The organism is Polaribacter sp. Hel_I_88 (assembly GCF_000687935.1).
In the GTDB taxonomy this organism is placed as follows: domain Bacteria; phylum Bacteroidota; class Bacteroidia; order Flavobacteriales; family Flavobacteriaceae; genus Polaribacter.
In genome coordinates, this window is sequence record NZ_JHZZ01000001.1 from 682,158 (window position 1) to 697,151 (window position 14,994).

The window sequence follows — 14,994 nt, forward strand, 5'->3', positions numbered from 1 at the left end:
AATAAATAGTAAATCAATTCCTTGAATTTCTGTAAAAAAAGCGAAAACGCACTTTTTTTTTCTTCTATTAATGAAATTCCAAATACTATTTGGGATGATCTTGATTGTGCAGAAAACAACTATTTTAGCAAAAAATTTTTAGCTTCTGTTGAAAAAAATCACTCACAGATTAACTTTATCTATATTGTTTTAGTGGATGACAAAAAACAACCTAAAGCGTTTGCATCTATACAAATTGTTGATTTTTATTTAAATTCTGTTGATAATAAATTTGAAAATTTTACAAGCAAATTAAAAACGGTTGCTCGTAAACTGCATATTTTCCCCGATAAAAAACCTTTAAAATTATTAATTTGTGGCAACACCTTTGTTAGTGGTGAACATGGTATTTTTATCAAACAAAATAATGATAAAAAAATAGTGATTAAAGAATTAGCAAAAGCAATTTTACATTTTGTTACTGCTGATAAAAATCTAAAAATTGATGCATTCCTTCTCAAAGATTTTATAAATGAATCGCTTTTTATTGCTGACGAATTAAAAGATTACAATTACAATCCTTTTTCTGTAGAACCTAATATGGTTTTGTATATAGCTAAAAATTGGCGAAATTTTGATGATTATTTAGCAGCTATGAAAACAAAATTTAGAGTGAAGGCAAAAAAGGCTATTCAATTAAGTGCAACACTGCAAATTGAAAATGTAACTTTAGAAAATATCGACATTCAATTGCCAAAAATGACTGAATTGTACAAAAAAGTAGCTACAAACGCGGCTTTTAATTTGGGTGATTTCAACTTAGCTACCTACAAAGATTTTAAAGAAAAACTAGGCGAAAATTATATTCTAAAAACCTATTGGTTACAAGATAAAATGGTTGGTTTTATGTCTGGCATTATCAACCAAAATTCTTTGGACGCACATTTTGTAGGAATTGACTATCAACTAAATAGAGAGTTTGCTATCTATCAAAAAATGCTTTATGACTATATAGAAATCGCCATCGATAAAAACTTAAAAACAATTAATTTTGGGAGAACTGCAAGCGAAATTAAGAGTTCTGTTGGTGCAGAACCACAAGATTTAACCATGTATCTTCGTCATAAAAAAAGCATCACAAACAAAATTTTAAAACTATTTTTGCAACGTGTACAGCCTACACCTTTTCATCAACATTTTCCCTTTAAAACTTTAAACCCTCATGAAAAACAGTAAAGAACTTATAGAACTTTTAGATTTAACGAACTTAGAAAAAAATAAATTTTCTGGCGAAAGCGTAACTATTGGAAGTAAAATAGTTTTTGGCGGACAAGTTTTAGCGCAAGCTGTAAATGCTGCTTACAGAACAATTCCTGAAGATAGATTTTTACACTCACTACATTCTTATTTTTTAGAAGCTGGAGATTTAACAGTACCTATTGAGTATGATGTTGCTGAAATGAGAAATGGTGGAAGTTTTTCTACAAGGAGAGTTACTGCAAGCCAAAAAGGAAGAACTATTTTTATTTTGGCGGCTTCTTTTCATAAAAAAGAAGATGGTTTTGAGCATCAAACAGACATAAAACCTGAGATTAAACAACCTGAAGAATTGTTAAGTTGGGAAGAAATGGTTGTAAAGTTTGGTGACTTTTTACCAAAAAGAATTTCATCTTTTTTAAGTATTGAAAGACCCATCGATTTTAAACCTGTTCATGTTCCGAATTCTTTAGAACCGAAAAATTTACCTGCAAAAGAGGAAGTTTGGTTTAAATTAAAAGGTGATATTCCAACAATGGATTTGCCATTGAAACATCAAATTTTAACCTATATTTCTGATTATAATGTTTTAAATGCAGCTTTTAATCCGAATGCAAAAGATTATAATTTTGGCAATACTATGACAGCTAGTTTAGATCATTCTATGTGGTTTTTTAGAGATTTTGAATTTGATGACTGGATGCTTTTTTCAGCAGAGTCTCCAAATGCATTTGGTGCAAGGGGTTTGTGTAGGGGAAATATTTTTACAAGAGATGGTAAATTAGTGGCTTCTTTTGCACAAGAAGGGTTGATGAGACCTGTTAAAAAGTAGTTAGTGGTTAGTGGTTAGTGGTTAGTGGTTAGTGGTTAGTGGTTAGTGGTTAGTGGTTAGTGGTTAGTGGTTAGTGGTTAGTGGTTAAATATTTTAAAAATAAAATACAATGAGTTCATTTATATATGTTTTAACAACAAATGGAGTATTATTCCTAATAAGTGTTATTTTTTGGAAATTTCCGCCAAAAAAAATAAACAGACTTTATGGTTATAGAACTCCGAAAGCAATGCAAAATCAGCAAATTTGGGATTTTGCAAACACTACTTTTAATCAAACATTTTTAATGTATAGTGGCTTTTCCTTACTAGGAGGTTTGTTGTTAGCTAACTTTTCTGTGATAGAATTAACCTGGGAACCAATGGTTTTAGTAATGCTATCGCTTGTTGTAAGCATTATAAAAACGGAACGCGCTTTGAATGATAATTTTTCAGATGAAGGAAAAAGGAAAAAGTAGCCTATTTTTTCATAAACTTTTTGGTTATTGCTACATTATTAGCTCCTAAAATCTTTAAAAAATAAACTCCTTTAGACAGTTCTGAAATATCAATTGATTTTATATCGGTTGATTTTTTTAGTACTTCTCTTCCTTGAAAATCAATAATTGAAATTTCTGATAATACTATTGAAGCTGATTTCACATCAATATGAATAATATCTTTTGTAGGAGTTGGATATAATAAAATTGATTTTTCGAAACTATTTTCTGCAACACTTAATACTTTTTGAGTAAAATAAAGTTTGTGGTTTTCATCAATCCATATTGATATTCCTTTTTTATCTTCTGTAAATTCATAGAAAACTTTATCAGTAGTTTCAGTATAAGTAATTTGCCCTTTAATTGGAAAAAAATAATCTAAGTCTTCATCTCCACCACAATCAGATAGTGTTGTTGCTCCCCTTTGTATAACTTCTAAATAATTCTTAAAAATTTTATATGTAGCTTCAGTACCATTACAATAACCATTAATAATTGCCTCTAATTGATTTTCGTCAGCACTAAATTTAAATTCAACAAAAGGGATTTCTCTACTTGTATTTCCTGATGGATCATTAGGATTTTTTACATCTAATTCTTCAACTTGTCCATTTTTTACAAAGTGATTTAGTTCAAAAGTTTTGCCTTAAAATAGAATGGATATTTCTTGACAGTGTGTAGATACTGTAAAAAAGAAAACTAAGATGTAGAAAAGATTTTTCATTTGAATTTTTATTTAAAAGTAAACATAAAAATCCAAAATAAAAATTAGTCTAATTTAGTATAGTCTAAAACAAAATATAAAATAGTAAAAGGTAAAACTATACCTAAATAAGAAATATCAAAATAACTTTTATACAAAGCATTATCGAAACCAAATTTAAAACAAACGATTGCAAAACTAACAAAAAGTAAAATTGACAGTAAAATAAGCAAATAATAGACCTTTTCTTTTATTTTTAATCTTTTTAAAGCTATTAAAAATGGCAGTAGGATAAAAAGTATTTGCACAAATTTTGGCGTAAACTTTGTTTGATGATTAAATGGATTGTGCTCAATTATAGTTTCTGTATTTGGCAAATTTATAAGTATAGGCAAACAAATTACTATCGAAAAAATAGTAAAACCAACTATAAATTTCAGTTTAGTTTTTAGGTTAGAATCTAAAAAACCTCTAAACAAAAATAATGTTAAAGGAATAACTACAATGCCTCTTGTTAATACAAAGAACGCACAGAAAAATGACAATAAAAGAGGTTTTTTAAAATAATTATTTTTGAATTTATCATCCCAAAAAAATAAAAATAGAATCAGTAAAATAATATTACTCATCAAATCGCTTTTTGCAATGATTTCCCATAAATAAGAAGGAGACATCAGCAACAAAAAAAGAACAATTACTTTTTTATGAATTGCTATTTTAGATTTGAAAAGAAAAAGGCTAATCAATAAAAATACAAAGGGTTGCAACAAACCAACATCGCCTAAAAAATAAAAAGGCAAGCCAATATAAAATAACGCTGGTAAATTAGAGGAAGTTTGCCCTAAATGATCTTTCATTCCATAAGGATATTCTCCGTTTAAAATGCTTGCTATAGTTACATCCATAGCAGACCACCTATCTGCATTTAAACTATTGCCATCAATATAAAAATTGATAAAAACAAACAGTAAAAAAACAACAAAACTTAGTCCTAAAACATAATAATTTGCCTTTTTTATCCTATTTATAATTGCACTAAACTTATTTAAATAAAATATTCCTAAAAAAACAATTACTAAATACATTAACAAAACAAGGTATTTAGAGACAAAATCTTGTCTGTCAAAATATTTTAATACAAAAAAAGTATTTATCAATAGATAAAATACTAGCGCAACTTTATTCGTGTTTTTTATTGATTTTAAGAAACTAATCATAAATTATTTAAAAATTAGCCATTAAAGAAACCGATAAATTTCTACCTGGAGAAGAAACTCCTGATGCAAATTCTATATAATGTTCGTCTAAAATATTATCTAATCTAGCTTGTAAAGAAAGGTTTTTATTTACGGTATAACTTCCATTTATGCCAAAAGTCATCCAACTTGGGGTTCCATAAAACTTATCTACATCATTTGGCGCAGTTACATCTACAATGGGTGTTAACTCATGATTATCTATACCTTCAGTAAAGTTAAAATCTTCGATATCTTTTTTACTGTTGAATCTAAAAACGGCTCCTAATTCTATTTTATCTTTTGCATAATTAACTTCAAATTGTCCAAATAAAGGCGGAATTGAAGACATTGGTTCTTCAGTATCATAGGTTCTTCCTTTTGTATAAGTAATGAAACCTGATGTATTTATTGTTTTATAAATTTTACCCAAATAATTTAAAGTGTAGCCAAAAATGTACGCATTTCCTTTATTTTGATTGTTTACAGCGTTTCCTAGTTCGCCATCAAATTCTACTTGTTTTATACTTCCATCAGCATTATATACAAAATCTCTTTGGATGTAATTGTCTAATAAAGTGTAATACATATTTGCTCCTAATCGAAATTTTCTATTATTAAAATATTTTAAAATTCCTATTTCTGCATTATAAGCAAATTCTGGATCTACCATAATATTTGGCACAGTTACATTGCCTGCTTTTTCACGAACTCGACCAATATCATCTATATTTGGTGAACGAAAACCCGAAGATAAAACACTATTTAATTGCCAATTTCTGGTTGGTTTATACACATACCCTAAAGTTGCAGTAACAGCAGAATTATTTCTACTTAACGTTAACGATTCGAAATCTAAAAAAGTTTCATCTACCCAAGTAGCATTTTTATTGGTGTTTGTAAATCGTAAACCTGTATTTAAAGTAGATTTTGCGTTTAAATCTTGTCTGTACCCAACATAAACTGCTGATGTTAAAAAATTACTTCCTCCATCTGGATAACGTGATTGCACCTTGAAATCGTTGAAAAAACCAACAATTTCATTATCAACAATATGTAACGTTTTACCAAAAGAATTTGAGCCAACATCATTATAGGCAACTTCAAAACCATAGGAAAGTATTCTAGTTTTATTTTCTGTTAAAGGCACAGAAAAATCACCATTTACACTAAAAACATTAACGGTTTCTTCTCTATAAGACCTATCTAAACTCCCAAATTTACGTTGAATTCTACTTTCTTGTATGTTTTGATACGCTGTTGTAATTGTACCACTTTCTAGCCAGTTTTTATTTGGATTGATGAGTAGTTGAGACGACAATAAAAATCTTTTTTGAGGGCCATAATACCATTCTGCAAATTTTAAGGAAGATGGATCTGTAAGATCTGTCAACTCATTTAAACGATCAAAACGTGGTATATCTGAAGATGTGGAATATTGTAAATTTATTTTTAAATCCGTATTTTTTGATAATGGAATGTAAAACTTTTGCAAAAAATCTGTTTGATTATATCCTGTATTTCTCAATAAATTAGGGTCTGAATTTAACGTAGGGTTTTCTGCATAATTACCATTTACATTCTCAGAATAATAAAATACTTTTCCCCAATCAGCAAAACCATGACGCCTATTTTCACCTGCTCTTAAATCACCAAAATCTGAATATGAAATACTTGTAAAAGACGCCCAATTACTAAAACTTACTTCTGCAGAAACATTGGTTGTAATTTCTTGATTTACGGTTGAAAATCTTGAAAATAATTCGCTTTGTACAATTGTTTCTTCCGATAATTTTGGTGTTTTTGTGTAATAATGAATTACACCACCCAAAGCATCACTTCCATAAATTACAGATGAGGGCCCGAAAATAACTTCTGTTTTATCTAATAAATTGGGTGATAATGTAATTGAGTTTTGTAAATGCCCTTTTCTGTAAATTGCATTGTTCATTCTAACACCATCAACTACCAATAAAACTCGGTTAGATTCCATTCCACGAATTACAGGACTTCCTCCTCCAAACTGAGATTTTTGCACTTTAATTCCTGGAATGGCAGCCAATAAATCTGCGGATGTTTGTGGTGATATTTTTTGAATTTCTTTCGTATTTAAAACAGCTATCTGTTCTGCAATTCTCTTTGATTTTTCATCACTTTTAAAAGCAGAAATTACAACTTCATCCAACTCTTCAGATTCTTTTGTAAGATAAATTGTAAAATCTTTATTATTTAACGAAGATTTTTTGATTTTATATACTGCATAAGATAAATGAGAAAAAAAGATGATTTCGTAGTTTTTTATAGAAGAAATATCTATAAAACCATTATTATCAGTAGTTAAACTCACAGTATTTGCTTCATTAAAAACAGTAACATTTTTAACTCCTTTACCTGTTTCTTCGTCTAAAACTTTAACTTTTTGCGCAAAAGAAATGGCACTTGTTACACAAATAAATACAAAAATTAAATTCTTCATCATCAACTAAAAATTGTTTCTAAAACTTGTAAAGATTTTGGTTTTCTAAAACTGTCCAAATGTAATTTAAAATACTCAATTATCATTTGCAAAACCAACTGCCTTTCGTCTTTACTATAAGACACATTTTCTATTGTATCAAAATTTATGCCTAACAGCTTTTTAAATTGATAAAAATCATTTTTAAAAAGCACATTTTTATCAGCAGTGTTATTAGAGAAATTGCCTTCTAAAAGATTAAAACCAATTTTATCTTTTTGAGATGTATCAGGATAAAACCCTAAAAATCCAGTTAAATTTAATAAAAAAAGTAAGTGGAAATTTGCAATTTTATCATGTACATCTAACCAAGTAAAAGCAGTTTCTAAATAGCTGTATAATGTTTTATTTTGTTCTTCTTCTTGTATAGAACTCGCTAATATTTCTGATAAAAAAAACACCACAGATTGTTTAACAATATCTGTATGAATTGTTTTATAAGGATTTACAACTTGTACTTCTTTAATAGCATTTAAAGTGCCTTTTGTATTGTGTTTTGCAATTATTTTTAGCTGGGTTAATGGCTGAAAATAAGCTGATTTTATTCCTGTTTTTTTTGGTTTTAAAACGCCTCTTAACAAATAACTTTTTACACCTTCTTCTTCTGTGTAACATTTTACAATTAGGCTTGTATCGCCAAATTTTAGCGAACTTAAAACAATTGCTTTCGTATTTACAATGCCCATTAATTTACGATTGCAATTTTTGTTGTAGCATTTTCAGAACCATCATCATTGGTTAATAAAACAATATATACACCAGAAGCTACACTTTTACCAGCTAAGTTTTTTTTGTCCCAAACTACTTTACCTCCTTGCAATTGTTGGCCTTCTACAACATTGGTTTCATATACCAAATTACCTGCAACATCTAAAATTTTTACATTGGTTCCTTTAGGTAAATTTGTTCCATTTCTGCCATCAATAGTTACAGTTTCATGATTTTTTAAGGCAGGATTTGGATACGCATACACATCTCCTAAAGTTTCTCCAAATGGCGAAACGTTACTATTATAAGCTACAATACCCTTGTCTGTGGCAAAATAAACTTTCCCATTTGTATTATCAACTTTGATTTTTAAAATTCTGTTTGATGGTAAAGGAGAATTAGATTTGCTGAAGTTTGCTAGCGTTGTTTGCCCTGAAGGATTTGTATATAAAACGCCTCCATTATCTGTGCCGAACCATTTATTATCTGCACCATCTACAAAAATAGTGTTAATTCTTTGGTCTCCTAACAAACGCTCTCCTACTCCATTTTCTTCGATAATTACAGGTTGTGCATTTAAAACTTCTGCATCAAAAACGGTTGATGCGTTTCTAAAAACAACCATACCATTTCTTGTACCTAACCATACTCTATTACTCCTATCAATAGCAACTGTTAACACATCTGTATCTGGTAAATTTCCAAGATTTGGAGTAGCAATCAAAGCTGCTTTTCTATTGCCATTTTCATTAAAAGCATACACACCATTTCTTCTTGTACCCATCCAAACAGTATTGTTGTTATCTATAGCAATTTCACTTAAACCTAATTGTGTTGGAATTGTTTTAAGAGCACTTAAATCGTATTGACTCCATTGTCCTGAAGGCGTTAATTTTTTTAATTCTCTTTCTCTATGGATGTTTGAAACCCATAAATTTCCTTGATTATCAAACACGGATCCACTAATTCGTAAAGTAACCCTATCTGGTTGCGTAGGTTCTAAATCTTCTAAACCACTGTTTAAATGATTGTAAAAAACTTTTATTTTATCATCTTCTACAACAAGTAAACCACCTGTAGAAACCGAATTAATTGATCTAGTATCTCCAAAAGAACTTATGTATACTCTATTTTCTGCATTCGGATCTATAACAACGTGATTCAAATCGATTACAGGAAAATCAGGATCAAATGACGTATTTAACCATTCCTCTCCATTATAATGACTAAAACCCATTCTTCTAAAAAGAGATCCATAAAATGAATTATAACCTCCATAAACCACCCAAAGATTATTATTTTTTACATCAATAGAAAAAACATCATTAGCACTTGGGCCTTCAGGATGAATTTCTTGGTAGTTGCTACTTTGATTACTAGTTGTACTTAAAATTCCAAACTCTTTTGTGCCTAAAAAAACAGTATTGTTTTCGTAAAAAGCACTGTTTACTGTATAATCGAAACCTGAAGTTGTCGTAAATTCAGCAATTTGATTTTGTGAATCATCTAAAACAATTACTTTTTTATTTAAAGAAATTACTAAATTAGAAAGCGATGAATTTACACTAACTATAGGTTCTAAAAAATTTCTTACTAAAGTTAAAACACCATTATTTAATTCAAATAAGTTATTGTTTTCAGACACATATATTTTATCATTAAATACAATAATATCGTTGAAATTACGACCATTAAACTGCTGTTGCCAATTATTAAAATCAATTAAAAGATTACTAGTAACATTTGCTTTAAAAATGCCATCTTCTGTAACTGCATAAATTATATCATTAAAAATTATGGTTTTGTTGATGTTTAAAGAAGTAGAAGCATTTCCTATAAAAAAAGTATCTCCAAACTCTAAATTTTCTATATTATACTCAACAATTGCAAATGGTGTAGATAAATATAAAATGTTACCAAAACCTGATATATGGTTAATTCTCTTTTGTCCTGATTGATTAAAATTCACAATATCTGATGAGATACTTATCGAATTATCCTCAGCTATAACTTCTACAAGACCATTTTCATAACCAATAACCACTCTTTTAAAAGTGTCGTTAAAAAAAATGGCTGACGTAGTTTCACCAGACAAGCCTTGTATTGATGAAAATTTATTACTTTCTAGCGTTGTTTCGTTATATGTAAAAACAGCATTATCTACCAAAGCATAAATAATATGATCAATTTTTACAAAATCTTTTACATTATTGTACGAGTAAAAATCTTCCCAAGAATCACTATAATCTGTTTGACTATAAGTGTTTATTGAAAATAATAAAACTAATATTAAGAAAAATTTACGCATCGTATTTCTAAATTTCTAATGACTATTTATATTAAAACAAAGTACGTTATAAATTATTGTTTTCATCTTTAAATTCATAATTTTAGTGGCTGAAAAGCAAATAATACACATTGCTTTTTAATGTAAATTATAGCCTACTAAATTAGTGAAATTTTAGGTTTTACGAAGTCTATTTTTTTAACATATAAAGATGAGAATAATAACTTTAGATGATTTTGTTGATACTTATTTTAAAATAATTCAAAGAGGAAGTAATTTTTTCTTCTCTAAATTTACATTAAATAAAGAAAAAAGAACAAAAAGCGCGTTCGATAATACATCGTTTATATCTTCTTATTTTTGGAATATCCCAAAAGTGCAAGAAAGATGGAATATCTTAATTACTGGAAACAAAAAAACGGATTATATTGAGTACCTAACAAACCATTTTTTAAAAGAAAAAAAAGAGTTGCGCTTATTATCCTTGGGTTCAGGAATTTGTAATAGAGAAATTGATTTAGCCAAGCATTCATCTATTTTTAAAGAGATTGTTTGTGTAGATATTGCTGATAATTTATTGCAAATTGCAGCAAAAAGCGCCAAAGAAAAAAACATCAACAACATAACATTTTTGGCTGAAAATATTGATGATTTTGATTTTAAAGAAAATGATTTTGATATCGTTTTTTTCAAATCTTCTTTGCATCATTTTGATAAAATAGATGACTTTTTATCAGGAAAAATAAAACAAACCTTAAAACCTAATGGTTTACTTATCATTAATGAATTTGTAGGCGCTACAAGACATCAATTTTCAAAAGTGCAAATTAAGGCTATTAATGAAGCTATTTTGAGCATTCCAAAAAAATTTAGAATTCGTTTTAAAAGTACATTTTTAAAAAACAAATATAGAGGTGTTGGAGTTCTTAGAATGATTATGGCAGACCCATCTGAATGTATAGATTCTGAAAGTATTATGCCTGCTATTCATAAACATTATAAAACCGTTTTAGAAAAACCTTATGGAGGCAATTTAATGCTGAGCGCTTTAAGAGATATTTCTCATCATTTTTACGAGTTAAATAAAGAAAAAGAAGACGTTTTAAATACCCTTTTTAAATTAGAAGATAACTATTTAAAAAAACATCAATCAGATTATGTTTTTGGGATTTATGAAAACAGAAAATAATTAAACTTTTTATGAGCTTAGAAATTGAAAGAAAGTTTTTGGTAAAAAATGATGATTTTAAAAAAGCATCTTATCAACAAAAAATAATAAAACAAGGCTACTTATGTAGCCATCAAAACAATACTGTAAGAGTTAGGATTGCAGATGAAACTGGTTTTTTAACCATTAAAGGTCCATCTAACGAATCTGGAACAACTCGTTTTGAATGGGAAAAAGAAATTGATAGTAATGAAGCTGAACAGCTACTTTTATTATGTGAACCCTCTATTATTGATAAAACCCGATATTTAGTAAAAAACGAGCATCTTGTTTTTGAGGTTGATGAATTTTATGGCGATAATTTAGGTTTGGTTGTGGCAGAAATTGAATTAAATACTGAAGATGAAGTTTTTGAAAAACCAGCTTGGTTAGGAAAAGAAGTTACAGGAATCGAAAAATATTACAATTCTAAAATAAGCAAAAACCCTTTTAAAAACTGGTAATTTATAAATTATAAATTGCAATAAAATGACTTAAACTACCCAACAACACAAAAATGTGAAAAATAAAGTGGTTGTAAGGTATTTTTTTGATGGAATATAAAATAGCTCCAACTGAATAGAAAACTCCTCCAGCAACTAAATAATAAAAAGCTTCTGCTGATAAACTTTCCATTAAAGGTTTTATAAAAAACATCACTTGCCAGCCCATTAATAAATACATGGCTGTTGATACTTTATCAAACCTGCCTGTAAAAAAAAGTTTTAAAATGATGCCAGTAAGTGCAAAAATCCACACAAACAAAAACATATACCAACCCAAATTAGAATTTAAACCAACCAAACAAAAAGGCGAGTAACTCCCAGCAATTAAAACATAAATAGCTGCGTGATCAAAAATGTTAAGCTTTCTTCTTTTCTTCGGATTTTTTGCTGCATGATAAAATGTAGATGCTGCATACAAAATAACCATGCTAATACCATAAATTATAAAACTTGTAGGTTTCCAAAAACCATTAAAATTAAATGATTTTAGAATCAAAAATGGCAAAGCTACAACACTTAAAACCAACCCTAATCCATGAGAAATTACATTTAATTTCTCTTCTTTACTACTATATAGGTGATTTAAACTCTCGCTCATTATTAGGTCTGTTTGTATCTTTCATGTATTTAAAATCTGCTACTAAATCATTATAAATAATGTCAAAAGTTTGCTGTTTTAATGTTTCTACATCGTTTAAATTTAATCCTTTTGTTTCCATAAATTTATGTTGATGAATTCTAAACACACCAGGACTTCCTTTAAAAAAATCCCAAGAAAATAATCGTTTACAATCGTAATAAACTTGAGGAACAATTGGCATATCAAACTCAATAGCCAAACTAAAAGCGCCATTTTTAAAAGGTGCTAAAATTACATTTTCTGTAGGCACTAATCCTTCAGGAAAAATTGCCATACTTGTTCCATTTTGCAGTTTTTCTTTGGCTAATTTGTATACTTTTTTTCTGCTTTCTTGGCTGTTTCTATCAACCATAATAACCACTCTTTTATAAATAAAACCAAAAATGGGTATTTTCACAAACTCTTTTTTACCAACAAAAACAATTGGGTTTTTACTCAATAAAATCAACACAAAAGGATCCATTAAAGATGCATGATTTGGGCAAAACATGTAACTTTTATTTCTATCCAATTCTTGGTCTTTAGTTACTTTTAAACGAAAACCCATTCCGTAAACCAAAATTTTAGACCAAAAACGTGCAACTTTCCAAAAAGCAGCATAATAGGTTTCTTTAGATGATAAGAATAAAAAAAGTGGTAGTAACAAAATAATGGTTACCACTATTAAAATATAGAACCACAAGCGCCAAACTAAAAGAAAAGGAATTTTTATATACTTCAAAAAAATAGCGTTAATTTTTAAAAATATTATTTTATTGAAACATCATTTTTCATGTAATCAATTTGTAAAAGTACTAATATTCTTTTGTTTATTGGTTTTCTGAATCAAAACCTTATTTTTGCCACTCATAAAATTTTATAATCTAATTTAACTATGTTTTTTATTAGATTAAAAGTATTCTTTAACAAAAATTGATTTTAAATATATAAATAAATGTCAAGAATTTTAACTGGCGTACAAAGTACAGGAACACCACATTTAGGTAATTTATTAGGTGCTATTTTACCTGCTATTGAAATGGCTAACAACCCAAAAAATGATGCTTTTTTGTTTATTGCAGATATGCATTCTTTAACGCAAATTAAAGACGGAAATCAATTAAGAGAAAACACTTACAGCACAGCAGCAACTTGGCTAGCTTGCGGTTTAGATATAAGCAAAACTATTTTTTATAGACAAAGTGATGTACCACAAACTACAGAATTAACTTGGTATTTAAGTTGCTTATTTCCTTATCAACGATTAACATTAGCTCACAGTTTTAAAGACAAATCTGATAAGTTAGAAGATGTAAATGCGGGTTTATTTAATTACCCAATATTAATGGCTGCAGATATTTTGTTGTACGATGCAGAAATTGTACCTGTGGGAAAAGATCAATTACAGCATTTAGAAATTACAAGAGATGTAGCTAATAAATTTAATAACACTTATGGCGAAACTTTAGTTGAACCACAAGCTAAAATACAAGAAAACGTAAAATTAGTTCCAGGAACTGATGGAGGAAAAATGAGCAAATCTAGAAATAATATTATCAATATTTTCTTGCCCGATAAAAAATTGAGAAAACAAATAATGAGTATTCAAACTGATAGTACTCCTTTAGAAGAACCTAAAAACCCAGACACAGATAACGTTTTTGCACTTTATAAGCTATTAGCTTCTGAAACTGAAACAGCAGCAATGAGAGCAAATTATAAAGGTGGAAATTACGGATATGGACATGCAAAACAGGCTTTATATGAATTAATTTTAGAGAAGTTTGCAACGAATAGAGAACGTTACAATCATTTTATGGAAAATAAACATGAAATTGATAATGCTTTAAAAATTGGCGCAGAAAAAGCGACTCTAGTTGCAAATGATGTTTTAAAAAGAGTTCGAGCAAAAATTGGTTATTAAAAATAGTTTCTTTTGATAAAAAATGCCGCTAAAAAGCGGCATTTTTTTTTTAATAGTTGTTGAAAGTTATACCCACTTGCAAATTACACCTCCCATAATTGCTAAAGTTACAATCCAATAACCAGCATTTATAGCCACATATTTAAATGATTTCTTTTCAAATACAGCTATAATTCCAATTACAGGTAAAATTAAAAAGACCCCAAATAACACTCCATGAAAAGCTCCATGACCAAAGGTTCTAAATCGATCACTATATGTTGCAACAAAGTTTTCGAAATAAGAATATGCTTCTCCTGTTTGTTCAGTAAAACCAGGTTCACCAGCTAAAGTAGAATAAACCCCCATTTGATGGATAACCATTGGCATTAAAGCAAACGCAATTAAAACACTCAATATATAACAAATAAGAAGTGTTTTTAACATATTAGTACCTTTTAAAGATTCTTCTGTAAAACCCATTTGATGCATCCATGCTTTTCCAAATAAAGGACCATACCACAAAGAGCCAATAAGCATTGGCACAAGTGCTGCTAAAAAAAAGATGTAAAAATTCATTTCCATGATAAAAAATTTTTTGGTTGAATACCAAATATAGCAAATTTGTTTTTAATTGATTCTTAATTATTTATGACAAAAATATAAGTCGTAAGTATCCATAAATTATAAATTTAGATTTCTAAAATAGTTAAAACAAAAAAAGAGAGCCGATTTGCATCAGCTCTCTTGGGATCAATAGTTCTA

At 28.5% G+C, this 14,994-nt stretch carries 14 protein-coding genes; 6 read left to right on the plus strand and 8 right to left on the minus strand.

Features of this window, described 5'->3' with window-relative positions; translation table 11 throughout:
- Positions 1 to 21: 21 nt before the first annotated feature.
- The 3 genes from P161_RS0103065 (at position 22) to P161_RS0103075 (ending at position 2,525) form a co-directional block, all read left to right on the plus strand.
- Positions 22 to 1,215 (plus strand): peptidogalycan biosysnthesis protein, encoded by a 1,194-nt coding sequence (locus P161_RS0103065; protein WP_026775608.1) that lies wholly within the window; start codon positions 22 to 24, stop codon positions 1,213 to 1,215.
- Positions 1,202 to 2,068 carry an acyl-CoA thioesterase II gene (locus tag P161_RS0103070; protein WP_026775609.1) on the plus strand — a complete coding sequence of 289 codons (867 nt, stop codon included), beginning with the start codon at positions 1,202 to 1,204 and terminating at the stop codon, positions 2,066 to 2,068. The genes P161_RS0103065 and P161_RS0103070 overlap by 14 nt, the downstream gene beginning before the upstream one ends.
- A 109-nt stretch (positions 2,069 to 2,177) precedes the next feature.
- A complete protein-coding gene (locus P161_RS0103075) occupies positions 2,178 to 2,525 on the plus strand; it encodes an SdpI family protein (protein WP_026775610.1) in 348 nt (115 codons plus the stop codon).
- A 1-nt stretch (position 2,526) separates the two neighbouring features.
- Here P161_RS0103075 and P161_RS20040 read toward each other — a convergent pair whose 3' ends face one another.
- The 5 genes from P161_RS20040 to P161_RS0103100 form a co-directional block, all read right to left on the minus strand.
- On the minus strand, positions 2,527 to 3,093 hold the full coding sequence (locus P161_RS20040) for a T9SS type A sorting domain-containing protein (protein ID WP_081816974.1): 567 nt from the start codon (positions 3,091 to 3,093) through the stop codon (positions 2,527 to 2,529).
- Positions 3,094 to 3,314: 221 nt separating this feature from the next.
- Positions 3,315 to 4,334 carry a hypothetical protein gene (locus P161_RS0103085; protein WP_155810409.1) on the minus strand — a complete coding sequence of 340 codons (1,020 nt, stop codon included), beginning with the start codon at positions 4,332 to 4,334 and terminating at the stop codon, positions 3,315 to 3,317.
- Between the two features lie 139 nt (positions 4,335 to 4,473).
- Positions 4,474 to 6,963, minus strand: coding sequence for a TonB-dependent receptor (locus P161_RS0103090; RefSeq protein ID WP_197026322.1), 2,490 nt, complete (start codon positions 6,961 to 6,963; stop codon positions 4,474 to 4,476).
- The gene (recO, locus tag P161_RS0103095) at positions 6,963 to 7,685 is read right to left on the minus strand and encodes a DNA repair protein RecO (protein ID WP_026775614.1); all 723 of its coding nucleotides are present in this window, start codon (positions 7,683 to 7,685) and stop codon (positions 6,963 to 6,965) included. Before recO ends, P161_RS0103090 begins: the two co-directional genes overlap by 1 nt.
- Positions 7,685 to 10,015 carry a hypothetical protein gene (locus tag P161_RS0103100; RefSeq protein ID WP_026775615.1) on the minus strand — a complete coding sequence of 777 codons (2,331 nt, stop codon included), beginning with the start codon at positions 10,013 to 10,015 and terminating at the stop codon, positions 7,685 to 7,687. Before P161_RS0103100 ends, recO begins: the two co-directional genes overlap by 1 nt.
- Before the next feature lie 190 nt (positions 10,016 to 10,205).
- Here P161_RS0103100 and P161_RS0103105 point away from each other — a divergent pair, with 190 nt between their 5' ends.
- Together P161_RS0103105 and P161_RS0103110 are read left to right on the plus strand one after the other, a co-directional pair.
- Positions 10,206 to 11,183 carry a class I SAM-dependent methyltransferase gene (locus tag P161_RS0103105; RefSeq protein ID WP_026775616.1) on the plus strand — a complete coding sequence of 326 codons (978 nt, stop codon included), beginning with the start codon at positions 10,206 to 10,208 and terminating at the stop codon, positions 11,181 to 11,183.
- Positions 11,184 to 11,194: 11 nt separating this feature from the next.
- Positions 11,195 to 11,665, plus strand: a complete 471-nt coding sequence (locus tag P161_RS0103110) for a CYTH domain-containing protein (RefSeq protein WP_026775617.1) — start codon at positions 11,195 to 11,197, stop codon at positions 11,663 to 11,665.
- Between the two features lies 1 nt (position 11,666).
- Here the strand turns inward: P161_RS0103110 and P161_RS0103115 are convergent, their stop codons facing one another.
- Positions 11,667 to 12,305 carry a hemolysin III family protein gene (locus P161_RS0103115; RefSeq protein WP_026775618.1) on the minus strand — a complete coding sequence of 213 codons (639 nt, stop codon included), beginning with the start codon at positions 12,303 to 12,305 and terminating at the stop codon, positions 11,667 to 11,669.
- Positions 12,277 to 13,068 carry a 1-acyl-sn-glycerol-3-phosphate acyltransferase gene (locus P161_RS0103120; protein ID WP_036841192.1) on the minus strand — a complete coding sequence of 264 codons (792 nt, stop codon included), beginning with the start codon at positions 13,066 to 13,068 and terminating at the stop codon, positions 12,277 to 12,279. Before P161_RS0103120 ends, P161_RS0103115 begins: the two co-directional genes overlap by 29 nt.
- Positions 13,069 to 13,281: 213 nt before the next feature.
- Between P161_RS0103120 and trpS the strand changes: the two genes are divergently transcribed.
- Positions 13,282 to 14,250 carry a tryptophan--tRNA ligase gene (trpS, locus tag P161_RS0103125; protein WP_026775620.1) on the plus strand — a complete coding sequence of 323 codons (969 nt, stop codon included), beginning with the start codon at positions 13,282 to 13,284 and terminating at the stop codon, positions 14,248 to 14,250.
- A 66-nt stretch (positions 14,251 to 14,316) separates the two neighbouring features.
- On the opposite strand, the gene P161_RS0103130 is transcribed toward trpS, so the two are convergent.
- Positions 14,317 to 14,814: a DUF1761 domain-containing protein gene (locus P161_RS0103130; protein ID WP_026775621.1), complete on the minus strand. Its 498-nt coding sequence runs from the start codon at positions 14,812 to 14,814 to the stop codon at positions 14,317 to 14,319.
- Between the last annotated feature and the right edge of the window lie 180 nt (positions 14,815 to 14,994).

Coding starts and splice junctions, on each gene's coding strand:
- trpS (WP_026775620.1), top strand. CDS start 13,282: ATGTCAAGAATTTTAACTGGCGTACAAAGTACAGGAACACCACATTTA.
- P161_RS0103110 (WP_026775617.1), top strand. CDS start 11,195: ATGAGCTTAGAAATTGAAAGAAAGTTTTTGGTAAAAAATGATGATTTT.
- P161_RS0103130 (WP_026775621.1), bottom strand. CDS start 14,814: ATGGAAATGAATTTTTACATCTTTTTTTTAGCAGCACTTGTGCCAATG.
- P161_RS0103085 (WP_155810409.1), bottom strand. CDS start 4,334: ATGTATTTAGTAATTGTTTTTTTAGGAATATTTTATTTAAATAAGTTT.
- P161_RS0103090 (WP_197026322.1), bottom strand. CDS start 6,963: ATGATGAAGAATTTAATTTTTGTATTTATTTGTGTAACAAGTGCCATT.
- P161_RS0103100 (WP_026775615.1), bottom strand. CDS start 10,015: ATGCGTAAATTTTTCTTAATATTAGTTTTATTATTTTCAATAAACACT.
- recO (WP_026775614.1), bottom strand. CDS start 7,685: ATGGGCATTGTAAATACGAAAGCAATTGTTTTAAGTTCGCTAAAATTT.
- P161_RS0103115 (WP_026775618.1), bottom strand. CDS start 12,305: ATGAGCGAGAGTTTAAATCACCTATATAGTAGTAAAGAAGAGAAATTA.
- P161_RS0103075 (WP_026775610.1), top strand. CDS start 2,178: ATGAGTTCATTTATATATGTTTTAACAACAAATGGAGTATTATTCCTA.
- P161_RS0103070 (WP_026775609.1), top strand. CDS start 1,202: ATGAAAAACAGTAAAGAACTTATAGAACTTTTAGATTTAACGAACTTA.
- P161_RS0103105 (WP_026775616.1), top strand. CDS start 10,206: ATGAGAATAATAACTTTAGATGATTTTGTTGATACTTATTTTAAAATA.